The following is a 17721-nucleotide window of genomic DNA, read 5'->3' on the forward strand; positions in this document are numbered from 1 at the left end:
GCGCAATGTTACCGGAACTTGTCGATCACGCCACTGCCGCGAAACGGGCCGAACCGCGATACTGCCCTTCATCCCGGCGCGTTCCGCGCCCCTTCGACCCGGAGAACCTGCCCATGTCCTACGTCACCGACGTGCCCGCCGCCGACAGCCCCGCCGCCCTCGCGCATTTCGAGGCTTCGCTGCGCTTCGAGACCGATTGCTGGGACGTGCACGATGCGCTCGCATCGGGCGCACCCGATTTCGTGCTGCTCGACGTGCGCGGTCCCGAGCCGTTCGCCGCCGGCCACGTGCCCGGCGCACGCAACCTGCCGCGCCGCAAGATCATCGAGAGCAAGCTCGCCGGTTACCCGGCCGGCACGCTGTTCGTCGTGTACTGCGCGGGCCCGCACTGCAACGGCGCCGCGCGCGCGGCGATCCAGCTCGCGCGCCTCGGCCGCCCGGTCAAGCTGATGATCGGCGGCGTGACGGGCTGGCTCGACGAAGGTTTCGCGCTGAGCAACGAAGTCCAGCCGGCAGACGCCGAAGCCGGCTGATCGTCTTTAAAAACGCAACAATCAATTGCCTGCACACGAACGGAAAAAGCGCGACAATCAGCCTCATTGCAGTTCGGACGGAGCAGCACCATGCATGATGAAGTCCTGATTCAAGTGGCCGGTTCAGTCGCCGCGATCGCGATCTATTTTCTGCCGGCCGTCATTGCCGACAGGCGCGGCCGGCACGACAAGCTGACGATCGCGATGTTCAACGCGTTGTTCGCATGGACCGGCATCGGCTGGCTGATGACGCTGTACTGGGCGTGCCAGCCGAACCCGCGCACCGACGTCGCGCAGACGATCCTCGCCAAGCGCCGCGGCATCAGCATGCGGACCTTCTCGACTGGCCTCGTCGAACGCGTGCAACGCCGCGTCGCCGCCCAGGAGCAATGGGCGGAAAAGCAAGGCTGCCGTTAAGCCCCTCTTTTCCCTTTACCGTGCTGCGCCGAACTTCGGCATCCTGACGTTGGTCGACGCGCGGTAATTCCAGTCGAGTCGGTCGCGCGGCGGCCAGCCGCCCGCACGCAACCACGCCCCGAACGCCCCCGCCGTCACCGCCTGCGCGATCCGCTCGCCCGGGCAGCCATGCGGCCCCGTGCCGAAGCCGAAATTCGGCCCCGCCGTGCGGCCGGGCATCAACCGGTGCGGGTCGCGATACACAGCCGGGTCGCGGTTCGCCGCGGCGAGCACGACGAGGATCGCGTCACCGGCTTCGACACGCACGCCTTCGATCGTCGTGCGGGCCGCGACGAAGCGGCGCGTGTTCTGCACCGGCGAATCGAAACGCCCGACTTCGGCGACGAACGCGCCGAGCGCGGCGGCGTCCGGCGCCATGCCCGCTTCCCCGTGCCAGGCGACCAGCGCATTGCCGAGCCATGCGGCCGTCGCCTCGCACGTCTGCGACAGCAAACCGACCAGATTCGCGACCAGCGCGCCGCTCGCCTGCCAGCCCGACGCGCGCGCTGCCTGTTGCACCGCAGCGACCAGCGTGCCGTCATGGGCGTGCGACTGCGCAACGCGCGCCGTCATCCGGTCGAGCAGTTGCCGCGCACCGTCGCTCGCGCGGGCCAGCGCCGCGGCATCCGACAACGGTGACAGCGCGGCCACGAAATCGACCACCTGCGCCGCGATCTCGTCGAGCTGCGTTTCGTCGAAGCCGAGCAGATCGGCGACCGCGCACACCGGCACCGTCATGCACCACCCGTTCAGCGCGTCGGCGTCGCCCGCCGCCGGCAACCGCCGCGCGGCAAGCTGCCCGGCGCGATCGCGCAGCGCCTCCGTGTCGACCGGCGCGAACGCCGCGCGCAACGCCTGCTTCGGCACGTCGTGCCGCGACGCGCCATCGTTCATGCGCACCAGCTCGCCGAACAGCGCGCCGGCCGTCGTGCCACGCAACGCGGGCGGCACCGGCGCGTCCAGCGGGCGCACCCGGCAGGCCGGATGGCTGAGCACGGCCGTCACGGCCGCCGCGCGGCTCGCGACCCACAGGCCGAGCGTGGCATCGAATGCGAGCGGCGGCCCGTCGACGAGCGTCGCATAGTAGGGATAGGGATCGCGGTGCGTGACCGCGGCAATGGGATCGGTCGGGTTCATGCGTTCAGTATCGGCGCAGTGCGCCGCCGCATGTTTCGGGGTTGCATGAAATGTCGCTGCACGGGCGCCGCCCGTCGCGGCATCGCAACGACAGCCCGATGTCAGGCAGCCGAGCGGTAGCGGTGCGACTGCATGCGCAGCCGGACGCGCCCGGCCGAAATCGCACGCGGTTCGGGCACCACCGTGTCGTGATGGAACATTTCCTGCCGGAACTCGCCGCTTTCGTCGAACCACTGGCAGATCAACCAGTCGCCGTCGTCGAACACGACCGGCCCCGCATAGGTGACGGTCATGCGGGGCCCGCCGGTTTTCAGCGTTACGACATCGCCGACGCGAAACCCGACGCGGTGATTTTCTCGAATCGTCATCGCTCTCTCAGCTTTTTATATATTGATATTCCCGGCAGTCCATCGACCGGTCATTACAACGTGCCGCAGATTATCAATCAAAAAAACAGCCGGCAACTCCCGCGTACATAAATGCTTTGAACGGAAACTGGCAACAATGCGCCGGATTGGCACGCATCGCGTCCCGCCGGCCGCCAGATCCGGCGCGGGTTACGTGCCGGCAGCGGTCGAGCGGGCGGAATGCGGAGAATAAACGATGATTTTCACGCCGTCATCGACGATTAATTCGGACGTGAAATCGGTTGATTATTGTCAATCAACGTTTCGACTGGAAACGATCCCACTTTTTATTAGGGATCATTCGCCGAACAAAACCGGCGAATTATCGGGGGCGGCAAACCAGCGGTTGATATCGCGCCCCGGCACGGCCGCCTGCGTAAATGTAAACGTGCCGTCGCGCATCATCTCCGTCGCAGCGCGCAGGAACGCCCCGAGTGCGGCCCGCGCCAGTGCACCGCCGACGCTGACGCGCTTCACGCCGAGCGCCGCCAGTTCATCGAGGCTCAGCAACCCGCCCTGCAAGCCCATGACGACATTGACGGACGCGCCGACCGCCCGCGTCACCGCCGCGATTTCGGCGGCGTCGGTGATGCCCGGCGCATACAGCACGTCGGCGCCGGCGTCGCGATAGGCGACGAGCCGCGCGATCGTGTCGTCGAGGTCGCGGCGGCCGTGCAGGTAGTTTTCGCAGCGCGCGGTCAGCGTGAACGGAAACGGCAGCGCACGCGCCGCTTCGACGGCCGCCGCGATGCGCTCGACCGACGCGTCGCGCGCATAGATCGGCGTATCGGCGCGGCCCGTCGCATCCTCGATCGAGCCGCCGACCGCGCCGGCCTCGGCCGCCAGCCGGATCGTTTCGGCCACCGTGCCGGGCGCATCGCCGAAACCGTTCTCGAGATCGGCGCTCACGGGCAGGCCGCCCGCGGCGACGAGATCGGCGATGTGGTCGAGCATCGCGTCGCGGTCGATCGCGTTGTCAGGCTGCCCTTTCGAAAATGCATAGCCGGCGCTCGTGGTGGCGAGCGCCTCGAAGCCGGCCATCGCCAGCAGGCGCGCGGTGCCGGCGTCCCACGGGTTCGGGATGATGAAGGCGCCGGGGCGCGTGTGCAGCGCGCGGAAAGCTTCGGCGTGGCGGGCTTGCTGGTCAAAACGGGTCATCGCGGACTCCCGGAAGGTGTTGACGGGTGAGCTTACGCCGGTCGTGCGCGCGACGTTTCAGCGACCGCCGAAATGTCGTCGCACGACACGAAAAACCGGTGACGGTACGGGTGAGCGGACCGGCGCCGGGTTCGCCCAAGGCCCGCCCGCCCGCTTTCAGGTCAAGGCAGGCTGCGTGCCGTCGATGCCGAGCAGCACGTCGGTGACGGCCTCCGAGAACCGCATCGCGCGGCCGTCGATCAGCACGCCATCCGGATTCGACAGGTCGCGCGCCGCTTGCGGCACGCCGTGCGCGATCAGCACGCGCGCGCACGCTTCCCAGTCGGGATCGCCGACGCCTTCCGGTTCGTTGACGGACGCCCAGGACAACGTGCCGAGCGCGTCGCTGCCGAACCCGTGCATGTCGCGCCAGTTGGCACCGTGCGCGAGCAGGAACGCCAGCAGGTCGGCATCGCCGCGGAACACCGCGTGATTCAGCGCGCTCGCGTCCCAGTCGCCGCCACGCGCAGCGACCGGCCAGCCCAGCTCGACCATGACCTTCACCGCGTCGCGCGAGCCCCATGCGGCGGCGTCGGGCAACTGGCGCAACCGGTCTTCGGTCAGCGCGCCAGGCAGTTCGGGATGCTGCGCCTGGATGCGCCGCGCGCCGGACGCGTCGGCACGCGCGCAGGCCGCCACGAACGCATCGTCCGCGCCGAGCACCTCTTGCGCGCCGGCCGCGCGCAACAGCGCCGCGACCTCCGACAATCCGGCCTGCATCGCAAGCCGGTACGCACTGACGCCGGCCGCGGTCCGCGCAGCGGGATCAGCGCCGGCCGCCAGCAGCGCGGCGACATGGCGTGCCGGGCAACGCACGGCGATCGCGCGCAACAAAGGCGCGCCCCACATCTTCGTCGGCCCTTCTCCGGCCGGCTCGTTCGGGTCGCCGCCATGCGCGAGCAGCAGTTCGAGCGCGGCGGCGTCCGGCACGTCGAGTGCCCGCCGCAGCGCATTCGTTCCGTCCACCCGTGCGCCGTGCTCGAGCAGCACGCGCGTACACGCCGGATTCTCCACCGAGTGATACAGCGATTCGCCGTCGTTCGGATCGGCGCCAGCCGCCAGCAGCATCGCGGTGAGCGCCGGATCGCGATTGACGCCGGCCGCGCCATACAGCGCCGACAGCGGCCCCGACTCGTCGGGCTCGGCAAGCGAGGCGGGCGGGAAACGGTTGCCGATCCGCTGGTTCGGATCGGCGCCGGCATCGAGCAGATGACGCGCGCATGCGCGCAGCCTGACGGCGAACGCGGGAATCTGCCCGAGCCGCGAATGCGTGACGGCGACGAGCGGCGGCAGCTTCAGCGGACCGCCGGCACGCGCGATCCAGCCGGGATCGGCGGCCTGTGCCGCCCTCATCGCGTCGAGATCGCCCGCCGCGCACGCGATGGCCGGGTCGGCCGAAACGAGATCGGGATGATCGATTAGCCATTGCGCGGCGACGTGCGGCCGGGGGGCGTCGAAGCCGCCGGTCACGTCGGCACCGTAGGCGAGGTCGAGCCAGCGCCGGATCAGCAGCGACCGCGGTTGCCGCGCGAGCGACTGCATTTCGACGAACGCGCCGAGATCGGCCCACGACGCAAAGCCGTACTCGCGCGCGATGCAGGACTGCGCGTCGTGCAGGCGGAGCCCGAGCGCCCGCGTTTCATCGTGCGTGCGGTTCGCGGCGGCGGGGAGAGACTGGACAAAACGCGCGACGGCACCGGCGTCGCCCTGCCGGTACAGGCGCAACAAGGCCTTGGCCTGCTTTTTCAGATGATCGGGATGGGCCCCGGGAGGCAGCTTTTTCATGCGGATCCTCGTGCATGGATGGCCGAAGGTCCGCAATACCGCCAGCACAAAGGATGGGGAAAGACTGGATTTGCTGCGACAGGTGGGTTCAACCCTTTCCGCGGACCCGGAAGCGACCTGCATCGCTGCCCGGTATCGTAGGCGACGGCCGGCCGCATCGTCAACCGCGCCGCCGGCGCCGCCGCTCAACCCGCGAGTTTCTTCGTCAGGAAAATGCGTGTGTGCCCGACCGGATAATCCGGCAGCTCGCCGAAACGGACGTAGCCGCGTTTCTCATAGAACGGCCGCGCCTGGAAGTCGAACGTGTCGAGCCACGCGCTGTGGCAACCGCGCGCGACGGCCTCCGCCTCGGCGAGATCCATGATGCGCGTGCCGGCGCCCTGACCGCGCGCGGCTTCGGGCACCACGAGCAGGTCGACATGCAGCCAGCCGAACGCCGTGCCGCCCCACAGGCCGCCGACCACCGCGCCCGACTCGTCGGTCACGACCACGGCCAGCGGCCGGAACTCGGCCGGGCCGGCCTGGCTTTCGTTGAATCGGACGAGCGGCGCGACGATCTGCTTGCGCACGTCCGCGGCGCCCGCATCGGTCACTTCGTAGATGAACGTCATCGGTCGGGTCGGGTTGAATCGTGAACAGGCGTGACGTGCCGCGCACGTCAAACGACGTACGCGCCTTTCGCGTGCAGCTCCGCTTCGGTACGCTCGAGCGCCGCGATCGCGTCGCTGCCTTCGAGCGCCAGCAACTGCGCGACCAGCGCCTCGGCCATCGCATGCGCGGCCACCAGCGACGGGAAGAACGACGGGCTGTCGTGCGTGAAGATCAGTTGCGCGTCCGCGTGCAACGCGATCGGCGACACGGCGCTGTCGGTGATCGCGACGATCTTGCTTCCCTGCGCCTTCGCGGCCTGCGCGACGCGCGTCGCTTCGGCCGAATACGGCGCGAAACTGACGATCACGGTCACGCTCTGCTTCGCGATCGTCCGCAGTTCCATTTCGAGCGAACCGGCGACGCCGTTGAGCAGCGACACGGTCGGACGGAACAGCCGGTAGCCGTAGACGAAACCGAACGCGACCGGATAGCACGAGCGAAACCCCGCCACGTGCACATGCGATGCCTTGCGGATCAGTTTGGCCGCATCCGCGAGCGCGTGCTCGTTCTGCGCGGCGGTCGCCGACAGGTTGTGCTGCTGCGCGGCGAGCAGGTCGTGTGCGAGCGATGCCTTCGCATCGGGCCGCACGAGCGAGCGCGCACGCTGCGTGAGCGGCTCGGGACGCGTGCGCACGCGCGCGACGCACAGGTCGCGCAGCTCGTTCCAGCCGGGGAAGCCGAATTGCTGCGCGAGCCGCACGAGCGATGCAGGCTGCACCTGCGCGCGCTGCGCGACCTTGCGCATCGACGATGTAGCGACTTCGTCGGGATGATCGAGCAGGAAAGCGGCGCCCGCCTGGAACTGCGGGCTCAGCTCTGAAAATTGCGTCCGGATCCGGGACGCGAGTTCGTCGAAATTGGCGGCCATCTTGGTGGGAACGGAAACCGGTCGTTCATGGTATCACCGGCCCCGCACGCACCGGTCAGCGCAGCACTTCGACGTGGTCGGCATCGACCTTCACCCGGCCCGACCATTTCCGCTCGAATTCGCCGGTCACCTTCACTTCGTTCTTGTCGCTGACAGGCTGGCCGGCCGCCCACAGCTTGGCGTCGATCTCGACGCGGATCGTGCCGGTGGCGTCGGCGAACTCGAAATCCTCGCCGCCGATGTGCTTGACGATGCGCCCCTGCAGCTGCACGTGCTGGTCGTCCTTGCCGTTGGCGAGCAGCTCCTTGACGGTCGTCGTGGTCAGCGCGGACGGCCCCGTGTATTGCGCGTAGACAGCGGCGGGCAGCGTGGCAAGCGCGACCGCCAGGATTCTGGCCAGGTGTTTCATGATGTCGGTCCTCTTCTTCGATGTGACGCCGCGCCCCGTTGGACGCGACGGCGCCAGATTACGGACCGTAAGATTAAGCAAACCTGAAGGGTGCGCCGAGGCGACACGGTGCCGCATTGGACGAGTACTAAAGCCAGCCACGCGCCGCGCGCATTTAAGCTCTGCCTAAGACACGTGCGCTTATCATGGGGACTCCGGGCGCCGCGGCGCCCCGTTGAAGAGACACGAATTCATGCGCGTACTGCTCGTCGAGGACGATCCGCTGATCGGCAGCGGGCTCGAACAGGGCCTCAAACAGGAAGGCTTCGCGGTCGACTGGGTGAAGGACGGCGATGCCGCGTCGCTCGCGCTGCGCTCGACCGGCTACGGCCTGCTGCTGCTCGATCTCGGGCTGCCGAACCGCGACGGCCTGTCGGTGCTCGCCGCGCTGCGCCGCCGCGACGAAACCCTGCCCGCGATCATCATCACCGCGCGCGACGGCGTGCCCGACCGCATCGCAGGCCTCGACAGCGGCGCGGACGACTATCTCGTCAAGCCGTTCGAGCTCGACGAACTGCTCGCCCGCATCCGCGCGGTCAACCGCCGCCATGCGGGCCGCGCGCAGACGACGCTCGCGATCGGCCCGCTGCGGCTCGACCCCGTGAAACACCTCGTCTGGCTCGACGATGACGAAGTGCCGCTGTCGCCGAAGGAATTCGTGCTGCTGCACGAGCTGATGCGCGAGCCCGGCGCGGTGATTTCGCGCGAGCAATTCGAGGAACGGCTGTACAGCTGGGGCGAGGAAATCGAGAGCAACGCGGTGCAGGTGCATATCCACAACCTGCGCAAGAAACTCGGCCACGACATGATCCGCACGGTGCGCGGCGTCGGCTACCGGATCGGTGACGGCACGTGACCCGCATGCAACGCGCGATCGCGCGCTGGCGCAACGCGTCGCTGCGGCGGCGCCTGCTGACGTGGCTGCTGCCGGCCGCGTGCGTGATCGGCCTGGTCGCGAGCGCGGGCACGTACTGGGGCGCACTGCGCGAACTCGACGACCTGCTCGACGACCAGATGCGCAGCATGTCGAAGCAAATCGTCGTCGGCCCGAACGGCGAGCTGTCGTTCAGCGACCATGCCAACGGCAAGCACGGTTTCGAAGCGAGCGACCCCGATGCCGTGCTGCTGCAGGTCTGGCGCAACGGCACGCTGGTGTATTCGACCGACCGCGACTCGAAGCTGCCGCCGCCCGAACAGAAAGGCATCGCGAGCGTCGACGTCGGCGGCCAGCCGTGGCGCACCTATGTGACCGAACGCGGCGGCACGACGATCCGGCTCGCGCAGGCGCGGCATGCTCGGTGGGAAGCCATCGCGGGCATCGCCGTCCACCTGCTGTGGCCGGTGTTCTCGATGCTGCCGCTGCTCGCGATCGGCCTGTGGTTCGGCATCGGCGCGGGGCTGCGGCCGCTGCGCACGATCGCGTCCGGCTTGAAGCGCAGGAATGCGAACAACCTCGAACCGGTCGACGTCGCGTCGATGCCGAACGAGGTCCGCCCGCTCGCCGAAGCGATCAACGACCTGCTCACGCGCCTCGACCGCTCGTTCACGCTGCAACGTCACTTCATCGCCGATGCCGCACACGAGCTGCGCACGCCAATCATGGGATTGTCGATCCAGTCGCAACTGCTGCGGCGCGCGGCGACGGCCGACGAGCGCGAGCACATCCTCGCGCAGATCCATGCCGGTACGACGCGCCTCGGCCACCTCGCCGAACAGTTGCTGACCCTCGCGCGCCTCGAACCCGATGCGCAGGCGGCCGCCTCCGCATCGGCGCCCGTCGATCTCGCGGCGCTGTGCCGGTCGGTGGTGTCGGACCGCGCGCGCGTCGCCGACGCGCACCGGATCGATCTCGGCGCGATCGTCTCCGCGCCCGTGATGGCTGCGGGCAATGCCGATACGCTGCGCGTGCTGCTGAACAACCTCGTCGACAACGCGATCCGCTATGCGGGCGAAGGCGCGCGCATCGACGTGTCCGCGCGTCTCGACGGCACGACGCCCGTGCTCGAAGTCGCCGACGACGGCCCCGGCATTCCGGAGGCGGAACGCACGGATGTGTGGGAGCGCTTCTATCGCGGCGAGGGCGCGCAGGCCGTCACGTCGTCGGGCAGCGGGCTCGGATTGTCGATCGTCAAGCGGATCGCCGAACAGCATCGCGCGACGGTCGCCCTCGGCACGACCCACGGCGGGCACGGGCTGACCGTCACGGTGCGGTTTCCGCTACCGGCCTGATGCACGCGACAGGCGGCTTTTCCACAGATTATGTTGGCAAGCTTGTGGACAACCGTCCGTTAACGGCACCAAGCCCTTGATCGGAAAGGGTTTGTCGGGCATGCGCGGCAAACGCGCCGGACGGGCGCAGACCGGTATGCGATGCACCGCGGCCCGTCAGCCGCGCGCCCCGCTCAATTGTCGTCAACGATCCGCTCGACCCGCAGGCCGGTCGAGGTTTCGAGAATGCTGGCGTGATGCCGCACCCGGCAATACAGACGTCCTTTCGGATAGTCGTCCGGCATCGGGCGCGTGCGATCCTCGACATGAACGACGACGGTCCCGCCGCCCGGAAAGGCACCGACATGTTCGTCCATGTAATAGAGCTGACCGTTCAACTGGTAATAGCCCTGCCCGAGATACCAGAACGAATCCTTCCCGGTGGCGATCGGCTTGTTGCCGAGATAGATCGCGTCGCCCTTCCTGACGATCGGGAAATACAGCAGGCCGATTTGCGGTTCGATGATCGTGTAGCGATGGGCGCGGATGTCGTCGAGCACCTTGCCGCGGAGTTCGTCACTCATGTAGGTGCTGTCGCCGAAATACTCGGTGTGATGGTAGGGCGGCTGACAGGCATGCGCCATCGTGCCGCACGCCGCCAGCAACGGCACGGCGATCCTCTTCCAGATCGTTCTCACGAATTTCTCTCCAGGTTCCTTATTGTCGGCCAGCGACCGGCTGCAGCCGGTGCCATCGGCGCCGGACCGCGTTGCCAGTGTACCGACCCGCCATCGTTCGTCGACACTCACTCCCCAACTTGACAACCAGTTGTCCATTACGTAAAGTAGTTGTCAATTCATGGCGCGAGTTCGATATGACGAAATCCGAGAAGTTGACCGCCGTCGCGCTGTCCGTATTCCGGTTGAACGGATTGCTGATCGAATGGGGCAACGCCTTTTCCGGGCCGCACGGCCTGACCAGCGCGCGCTGGCAGGTGCTGGGCGCGATCTCGTTGGCATCGGAAGCCCCGAACATCCCGCAGATTGCCGATGCGATGGGCATCACGCGGCAAGCGGTGCTGAAGCAGATCAACGTCCTGACCGAAGAAGGGCTGGTGCTGTCGTTACCCAACCCGGCGCACAAGCGCTCCCCTTTGTATGCGCTGACGCCGCGCGGCGAAGCGGCCTATCAGGCCGTGGTCGGGCAGTGGCAACAGCATGTCCGCGACATCGCCGGCGACTTCAGCTCGGCCGACCTCGATGCGGCGATTCGCGTGCTGTCGGCGATGTCCAGCGCGCATGACCAGGACGGCCACGCGTAACCACCCGCCAGCCCCCTCTACCCCACCCGGAGTTCCCATGCCCCACTTCAAGCCGATGGATCCGGCCTTTCCGATCCAGCAACAGATCTCGATCGCTGCGGAGCCGGTCGTTCTCGTCAACCTGTTCACGCTGTCGCCCGCCGATGAAGCCGACTTCCTCGCCGTATGGAAAGACGACGCGGAATTCATGAAGCAGCAGCCGGGATTCATCTCGACGCAGCTTCATCGCGCGCTCGGCGACAGCCCGACTTACCTGAACTACGCGATCTGGGAATCGACGGAAGCTTTTCGCGCGGCCTTCACGCACCCGGAGTTCGTCGCCAAGCTGTCGGCCTATCCGTCGTCCGCGGTCGCCAGCCCGCATCTGTTCCAGAAAGTCGGCGTCCCCGGAATCTGCACGGCCTGAGTGCGCATGCGACGCGTGGCAGCGCGTGGCATCGGCCGATCGCGAACCCGGACTTCTCCACAGAAAATGTTGGCAAGCTTGTGGATATCCTGCGCACCGCAACGCTAAACCCTTGATCCGATGGACTTTGGCACGCGTGATGCAGACGAAGCCCTGGGCATGGCCGTCGCACACACCGCTTCGCCGCACTTCGCATCACGACGCCACGACGATGCACGCCCGATGCACGCCGCACCCGTCGCACATGGTCCGGCCTCGCATTGCGCGAGTTACCCACAGATTGTGTTGGCAAGCTTGTGGATATCCTGCGCAAGCATGCGCTAAGCCGTTGATCGGCCTACGGTTCATGCCGCGCGTCACCATTTCGGCAATGCGCGGTGGGCCGGTGCGCGGACACGGACGATCCGGTGCAATCGCAACGCACTGCCGATGCCTTGACGCCCGTGCACGTCACGCAGCAAGATCATGCGAGCCGCACGCGGCCGCGCATCGCCGGCTTCGCGCGTCGGCGCCACGGGCCGGCCGTTCCGCCGGCACCGCATTACGACACTCACTCCGAGGAAGGCCATGGAACACTTCACCGCGTGGCAGTTGCTCGTCTCGCTCGTGCTCGTCGCCATCGTCGTCTATCCGTACGTCCGCATCGTCCGGCGCACCGGGCATTCGGGCTGGTGGATCCTGGCGATGTTCGTCCCGGTCCTGAACTTCGTGATGTTGTGGGTGTTCGCGTTCGCGCGCTGGCCTGCCGTCGACGATCGGCAGCCCTGAGCGCTACCGTTGCGGCGGCACCCAGGCTTGTCCACAGATTGTGTTGGCAAGCATGTGGATAGCCTGCGCATACCGCGACCAAGCGCTTGATCCGAAAGGCTTTGTCCGTGCTGCTTCGAATGCGGCACGCGGCCGGCAAAGCGCCGGTTGCATGCCGCTCCGTCGCATGGCGCGGCGATCGCCGCGACGGTTCGCCCGCTTGTCCACAGATTGTGTTGGCAAGCATGTGGATAGCCTGCGCATACCGCGGCCAAGCGCTTGATCCGAAAGACTTTGCCCGTGCTGCTTCAAATGCGGCACGACGGTGCGCGCCGCGCCGGACGCGGCCGCTCGCAGGCTTGTCCACAATTTTTGTTGGCAAGCATGTGGATATCCTGAGCATGCGTGACCTAAGTCGTTGATCGCACAACGTTTGATCACGCGGATCACGACTGCGGCACGGCGTGCCTGCGGCGCCCGCCGCGCCGCCATGCTCAACCGAACGTCTGCGCCACGATGCGCGCGACCGACGCGATCACGTCGTCCTTCGCACGCGCATCGGCTTGCGTCTGCGTGTAGTACACGACCAGCACGATCGGCGCGCGCGACGCCGGCCAGATGACGCCCGCATCGTTCGTCGTCCCGTAGTCGCCGGTACCGGTCTTGTCGCCCACCGCCCACCCGGCCGGCACACCTGCGCGAATCCGCTTGTCGCCGACCTTGTTGCCGCGCAGCCATGTGACGAGTTGCGCACGCTGCGCGGCCGGTAGCGCCTCGCCGAGCGTCAGCACGCGCATGCTCGCGGCCATCGCGGCAGGCGTCGTCGTGTCGCGCGGATCGCCCGGCAACGCGGTGTTCAGTTCGGTCTCCCATCGATCGAGGCGGAACGTGTCGTCGCCGATCGAGCGCGCGTACGCGGTCACCGCCGACGGGCCGCCGATCAGCTTCATCAGCAGGTTCGCGGCCGAGTTGTCGCTGTACTGGATCGTCGCCTCGCACAGCGCGGCGACCGTCATGCCCGCGCCGACATGCTTCTCCGACACCGGCGAATAGTTGACGAGGTCGGCCCTGGTGTACGTGACGCGCTGTTGCAGCAGGCCCGGGCGATCGACGCTCTGCGCGAGCACCGCCGCGCTCAGCATCGCCTTGAACGTACTGCAGAACGGGAAGCGCTCGCCCGAACGATGTTCGATGCGGCGGCCGCTCGCGGTATCGATCGCACAGACGCCGAGGCGGCCGCCCGCGTTGCGTTCGAGATCGGCAAACGCCGCCTCGGCGGCAGCCGCATCCGCCGCTGCCGGATGGGCCGCACCCGGCGCCGCGCCCTGCGGCGACACGCAAGCGGTGACGGTAAGGACGAGCGGCGCCGTCGCGGCGGCCAGCAACAGGGTTCGACGTTTCGATGAGTAGGTCATGTCGGTTGTCTCGTGGTGGAATGGAGGCGAATCGATGTTGAAAACGGCCGGCCGCCGAGACAGCACTATCGTGACTTTACGGTTGCCTGACAAGCAACGATAATTGAGCGCTGACGAAAGAAATTCTTATGACGAAGCTCCGCCCTCATCTTCCGCTCAATGCCCTGCGCGCCTTCGAATCGTCGGCGCGCCACCTGAACTTCACGCGCGCCGGCCTCGAACTCAGCGTGACCCAGGCCGCGGTCAGCCAGCAGGTGCGCTCGCTCGAGGAACGGCTCGGCTGTACGCTGTTCACCCGGCTGCCGCGCGGTCTCGGGCTCACCGACGAAGGGCGCGCGCTGCTGCCGGTGCTGAGCGATGCGTTCAGCCGCATCGAGACGGTGCTCAAGCAGTTCGACGGCGGGCGCTTCCGCGAGGTGCTGACGCTGGGAGTCGTCGGCACCTTTGCCATAGGCTGGCTAATGCCGCGGCTGAAGCAGTTCGGCGACACGCACCCGTTCGTCGAGCTTCGGCTGCGGACCAACAACAACGTCGTCGACCTCGCGGCCGAAGGCCTCGACTTCGCGATCCGCTTCGGCGAAGGCAATTGGCCGGCGACGCGCAACGAACGGTTGCTCGATGCACCGCTCACCGCGCTGTGCGCGCCGGAGATCGCGCGGCGCCTCGCACAGCCGGCCGATCTCGCGAACGAAACGCTGCTGCGCTCGTACCGCACTGACGAATGGCTCGGCTGGTTCGACGCCGCGCAACTCGAGCCGTGGGCGGTCAACGGGCCGGTATTCGATTCGTCCCGGCTGATGGTCGAGGCCGCGATGCAGGGCGCGGGTGTCGCGCTCGCGCCGGCCTGCATGTTCGCGCGCGAACTGCAGCTCGGCCTGCTCGCGCGTCCGCTCGACATCGACGTGCGCACCGGCGGCTACTGGCTCACGTCGCTGAAATCGAAACCGCTGACGCCCGCGATGGCACTCTTTCGCGACTGGATCGTGACCGAAGCGGCCGGCGCAGCGCCGATCGAGTAACGCGATCGCGCTTGTCCACAGAAAGTGTTGGCAAGGATGTGGATATCCTGGGTACCCGGGACCTAAGCCCTTGATCGCGCACGAATTAGCGCGCCGATCCAGACATCGGGCAGCCTTGGTGCACGGGCTTCGCGCGCCGGCCCCATTCAGGCCCGATCCTCAACCAATGCGACGCAATCGATTGCGAGTTGTCCACAGATTTTGTTGGCAAGCCTGTGGATATCCTTCAGATCGGACGCGTAACATCTTGATACACAAGGGGATTCGGTATACGGACCTTGACCGGTCAACGGTGTGGCACCCGAACGGCTTTCGAACCGTGCACCGGGCCCCCACCGCACGCTGACCGAAGGCCGGCAGGTTCTCCACAGATTGTGTTGGCAAGCTTGTGGATATCCTGCGCACCAGCCGCCTAACTCATTGAGCGCACGGGGTTTTGTGCTTCATCTGCAGAATCGGGCAGCGCCGGTGCGGCCCGTGCGGCCGACACCGGCGCCAGCCGGACATCAATGCCGGTCGAGCCCGCCGCGCAATTCGCTCGCCTTGTCGCGCAGCGCTTCGTAACCCGAACGCGCATGCTCGGGCAGGTCGGGATCGCCGATCAGTGCGCCGAGCGTTTCGATCAGGCTGAACAGGATGCCCTTCGCCGCGCCGACCGCAATGCTCTGCGATTCGATCGACTTGTGCAGGTGGTCGACCGCCGCTTCCAGATTCTCGAGCTTCTGCTCGCCGTCGTCGGGCCGGTTGTCGGTCGTCATCGTCTACCTCCGCCATCGTTCAAGGGTCATGTCACGATTCTATGCCGCTGCGCGCGAACGTGGCGCGACATCGCGCAACGTTCGCGCAGCACGGCGCTACAGCACCGCGACCACCTTCACGCGGCCCGGCTGCTCCGCCGCCGCGACGACCTGGCCGTCGACGCGGCGGAACGTCAGCGACACGGTTTCGTCGCCAACGCGCAGCGCATCGATCCGCAGCCAGTCGACGCCTTCCGGCAACGCCGGACGCTCGACGCGCACCTCGTGGCGCGACGCGTCGATGCTCACGCCGAGACACGCCTGCAACATCATGAACGGCGCGCCGGCCGCCCACGCCTGCGGCAGGCAGGCCACCGGGTAAGCGGTCGGCGGTTCGCCGCGCCGGCGCGGGAACCCGCAGAACAGTTCCGGCAAACGCATCTCGAAGCTCACCGCCGCCTCGAACAGCGCCCGCAGCAGGTTCACCGCGGCCGTCTTGTCGCCGTAGCGCGCCAGGCCGCGCGCGATGAGCGCATTGTCGTGCGGCCACACCGAGCCGTTGTGATAGGCCATCGGGTTGAAGCGCGGCTGGCCGGCCGCAAGCGTGCGGATACCCCACCCCGTCTGGAACAGCGCGGAGCCCAGCACGCCGGCGACGGCCGCGCCGCGTTCGGCGTCGGGCAGCCCGAACGCGAGCAGGTGGCCCGCGTTCGACGCGAACACGCGGCACAGGTCGCCATGCCCGTCGAGCGCGATCCCGTAGAAATCGCCTTCCGGCATCCAGAACAGCGCGTCGACCTGGTCGCGCAGCGTCTTCGCACGCAGCGCGTAGCGCGTCGCGTCGGCTGCGTGGCCGCGCCGGTGCGAACATACCGACATCGCGTCGAGCGCCGCGCACGCATAGGCCTGCACTTCGACGAGCGCGATCGGCCCGTCGGGGAAACGGCCGTCCGCATGGAACACCGAATCGTGGCTGTCCTTCCAGCCCTGGTTCGCAAGGCCGCGCTCCGACGTGCGCTGGTAATCGAGCAGTCCGTACGGATTGCGGTCGCACTTGTCGATCACCCATTGCGCGGCGCGCTCGAGCGCGGGCCACAGCTCGTCGATCAGCGCATCGTCGCCGGTGCGTTCGACATAGGCGCCCGCGAGCACGATGAACAGCGGAGTCGTATCGACGCCGCCGTAGTACAGCGCGAACGGCACCTCGCCCGTCGCGGCCATCTCGCTGCGGCGGAACTCGTGCATGATCTTGCCGGGCTCCGCATCGCGGAATGCGGAGGTTTCGCGCGCCTGGTGCTCGGCAAGAAAACGCAGCACGCCGCGCGCAAGCGACGGCTGCAGCCACAGCATCTGCAACGACGTGATCACCGCATCGCGGCCGAATGGCGTCGAGAACCACGGAATGCCCGCATACGGGTATGGCCCCGTGTCGAGCTGCGTCGTGAGCAGCCCGAGATCCGCGAGCGAACGGTCGAGCCATGCGTCGAACAGCGGGTTGCCGGTGTTCACGCGCGCCATCGACTCGCGCCGCGCACGCATCTCGCGATGCACGCCGACGAGCGCGGTGCGCAGCGCGACGCGGCCGCATCCGGGCCCGGGCCCTTCGCCGTGCGCCGGGCCGAGCGTCGCGTCGACGGTCAGGTAGATCGACACGCACGCCTGCGCGGCGATCGTCAGCGTGTAGTCGGCACGATCGGCCGACAGCGCATCGGGCGCCGGCGAGAAATGCACGGTCACGTTGCGCTCGACACTGTCGAGGCCGTCGTAACGCAGCCGCACCGCGCCTGCATCGACGCGCGGAGCAACGACCGTGCCGCGCGTCGGGCGCTGCGTGCCGCGCACCTCGAACATGTCCTTGAAATCGGCCGCGAACGACAGCGACAGCGGCACCTCGGCTTCGCTCGCCCCGTAGTTCGTCAGCGTCAGCGCTTCGTACAGCACGTCGCCCGCGAGCACGCGCATCCGCTCGATATGGATCACGCCCTCGGGCGTCTCGTGGCCGCCGAGCGGCGGCAGCGGACGGTTCGTCAGGTGTGCGGTGAACGACGCGTTGTCGGCGCTCGTCGCGCCCGACAGCAGGGACGGCGCACGGCCGCCGAACGTCAGGCGCCACTTCGACAGCACGCGCATGTCGTCGACGAACAGGCCGTCGTCATGACCGCCGATGTCGCCGAGCGCGTCGCTGACCACGAACGCATCGCCGGATTTCAGCACGTACTGGTTGTTGCGCGCGAGGATCTGCGGATCGGCTTCTGGCGCGATGAAGGCGGGGCCCGACGCGGCGGTCGGGGCAGCAGGCGCGACTTGCGGCGCCTGCGTCGTGGCGGCTTCGGCGTGATTCGGCATCGATGCTCCTGTGTCGAGGCGCAACGCGCGGCGCGCGTCG

The 17721-nt window shown here is 67.7% G+C and carries 19 protein-coding genes; 8 read left to right on the plus strand and 11 right to left on the minus strand.

The window, feature by feature from the left end; all coding sequences use genetic code 11:
• Nucleotides 1–113: 113 nt before the first annotated feature.
• The gene (locus OHZ10_RS30680) at nt 114–533 is read left to right on the plus strand and encodes a rhodanese-like domain-containing protein (RefSeq protein WP_059239586.1); all 420 of its coding nucleotides are present in this window, start codon (nt 114–116) and stop codon (nt 531–533) included.
• 90 nt (nt 534–623) lie between these two features.
• Nucleotides 624–950: a superinfection immunity protein gene (locus OHZ10_RS30685; RefSeq protein ID WP_059239584.1), complete on the plus strand. Its 327-nt coding sequence runs from the start codon at nt 624–626 to the stop codon at nt 948–950.
• Nucleotides 951–965: 15 nt separating this feature from the next.
• Here OHZ10_RS30685 and OHZ10_RS30690 read toward each other — a convergent pair whose 3' ends face one another.
• From OHZ10_RS30690 to OHZ10_RS30720, 7 genes are all read right to left on the minus strand, one after another.
• A complete protein-coding gene (locus OHZ10_RS30690; protein WP_342705269.1) occupies nt 966–2126 on the minus strand; it encodes a cytochrome P450 in 1161 nt (386 codons plus the stop codon).
• A 101-nt stretch (nt 2127–2227) separates the two neighbouring features.
• Nucleotides 2228–2494, minus strand: coding sequence for a YodC family protein (locus tag OHZ10_RS30695; protein ID WP_174992436.1), 267 nt, complete (start codon nt 2492–2494; stop codon nt 2228–2230).
• 336 nt (nt 2495–2830) lie between these two features.
• On the minus strand, nt 2831–3691 hold the full coding sequence (locus tag OHZ10_RS30700) for an isocitrate lyase/phosphoenolpyruvate mutase family protein (RefSeq protein ID WP_342705270.1): 861 nt from the start codon (nt 3689–3691) through the stop codon (nt 2831–2833).
• Between the two features lie 156 nt (nt 3692–3847).
• A complete protein-coding gene (locus OHZ10_RS30705; RefSeq protein WP_342705271.1) occupies nt 3848–5515 on the minus strand; it encodes a hypothetical protein in 1668 nt (555 codons plus the stop codon).
• Between the two features lie 185 nt (nt 5516–5700).
• Nucleotides 5701–6126, minus strand: a complete 426-nt coding sequence (locus tag OHZ10_RS30710) for a GNAT family N-acetyltransferase (RefSeq protein ID WP_059239573.1) — start codon at nt 6124–6126, stop codon at nt 5701–5703.
• 47 nt (nt 6127–6173) lie between these two features.
• Nucleotides 6174–7034 carry a MurR/RpiR family transcriptional regulator gene (locus tag OHZ10_RS30715; RefSeq protein WP_059239572.1) on the minus strand — a complete coding sequence of 287 codons (861 nt, stop codon included), beginning with the start codon at nt 7032–7034 and terminating at the stop codon, nt 6174–6176.
• A gap of 55 nt (nt 7035–7089) precedes the next feature.
• Nucleotides 7090–7443 carry a YgiW/YdeI family stress tolerance OB fold protein gene (locus OHZ10_RS30720; RefSeq protein WP_059239570.1) on the minus strand — a complete coding sequence of 118 codons (354 nt, stop codon included), beginning with the start codon at nt 7441–7443 and terminating at the stop codon, nt 7090–7092.
• 232 nt (nt 7444–7675) lie between these two features.
• Here OHZ10_RS30720 and OHZ10_RS30725 point away from each other — a divergent pair, with 232 nt between their 5' ends.
• Both OHZ10_RS30725 and OHZ10_RS30730 read left to right on the plus strand, forming a co-directional pair.
• Nucleotides 7676–8338 (plus strand): response regulator, encoded by a 663-nt coding sequence (locus OHZ10_RS30725; protein WP_059239568.1) that lies wholly within the window; start codon nt 7676–7678, stop codon nt 8336–8338.
• A 5-nt stretch (nt 8339–8343) separates the two neighbouring features.
• Nucleotides 8344–9711 carry a sensor histidine kinase gene (locus OHZ10_RS30730; RefSeq protein ID WP_420874379.1) on the plus strand — a complete coding sequence of 456 codons (1368 nt, stop codon included), beginning with the start codon at nt 8344–8346 and terminating at the stop codon, nt 9709–9711.
• Between the two features lie 173 nt (nt 9712–9884).
• Here OHZ10_RS30730 and OHZ10_RS30735 read toward each other — a convergent pair whose 3' ends face one another.
• Entirely contained in the window at nt 9885–10499 is a 615-nt protein-coding gene (locus OHZ10_RS30735) for a hypothetical protein (protein ID WP_342705272.1), read from the minus strand.
• A 65-nt stretch (nt 10500–10564) separates the two neighbouring features.
• Between OHZ10_RS30735 and OHZ10_RS30740 the strand changes: the two genes are divergently transcribed.
• From OHZ10_RS30740 to OHZ10_RS30750, 3 genes are all read left to right on the plus strand, one after another.
• The gene (locus tag OHZ10_RS30740; protein WP_059239562.1) at nt 10565–11011 is read left to right on the plus strand and encodes a MarR family winged helix-turn-helix transcriptional regulator; all 447 of its coding nucleotides are present in this window, start codon (nt 10565–10567) and stop codon (nt 11009–11011) included.
• A gap of 37 nt (nt 11012–11048) precedes the next feature.
• Nucleotides 11049–11417, plus strand: a complete 369-nt coding sequence (locus tag OHZ10_RS30745; RefSeq protein WP_059239560.1) for an antibiotic biosynthesis monooxygenase family protein — start codon at nt 11049–11051, stop codon at nt 11415–11417.
• Between the two features lie 567 nt (nt 11418–11984).
• Complete coding sequence (locus OHZ10_RS30750) at nt 11985–12185, plus strand: hypothetical protein (protein WP_059239558.1); 201 nt, start codon at nt 11985–11987, stop codon at nt 12183–12185.
• Nucleotides 12186–12658: 473 nt separating this feature from the next.
• Here the strand turns inward: OHZ10_RS30750 and blaPEN-bcc are convergent, their stop codons facing one another.
• Nucleotides 12659–13579, minus strand: coding sequence for a PEN family class A beta-lactamase, Bcc-type (gene blaPEN-bcc, locus OHZ10_RS30755; protein ID WP_342705273.1), 921 nt, complete (start codon nt 13577–13579; stop codon nt 12659–12661).
• 128 nt (nt 13580–13707) lie between these two features.
• Between blaPEN-bcc and penR the strand changes: the two genes are divergently transcribed.
• A complete protein-coding gene (gene penR / locus OHZ10_RS30760) occupies nt 13708–14598 on the plus strand; it encodes a beta-lactamase transcriptional regulator PenR (protein WP_059239554.1) in 891 nt (296 codons plus the stop codon).
• A 506-nt stretch (nt 14599–15104) separates the two neighbouring features.
• On the opposite strand, the gene OHZ10_RS30765 is transcribed toward penR, so the two are convergent.
• Nucleotides 15105–15356 carry a hypothetical protein gene (locus OHZ10_RS30765; protein ID WP_034180596.1) on the minus strand — a complete coding sequence of 84 codons (252 nt, stop codon included), beginning with the start codon at nt 15354–15356 and terminating at the stop codon, nt 15105–15107.
• A gap of 96 nt (nt 15357–15452) precedes the next feature.
• Nucleotides 15453–17681 carry an amylo-alpha-1,6-glucosidase gene (locus OHZ10_RS30770; protein WP_340624705.1) on the minus strand — a complete coding sequence of 743 codons (2229 nt, stop codon included), beginning with the start codon at nt 17679–17681 and terminating at the stop codon, nt 15453–15455.
• Nucleotides 17682–17721 lie beyond the last annotated feature (40 nt).

Source organism: Burkholderia arboris (assembly GCF_038723655.1).
In the GTDB taxonomy this organism is placed as follows: domain Bacteria; phylum Pseudomonadota; class Gammaproteobacteria; order Burkholderiales; family Burkholderiaceae; genus Burkholderia; species Burkholderia arboris.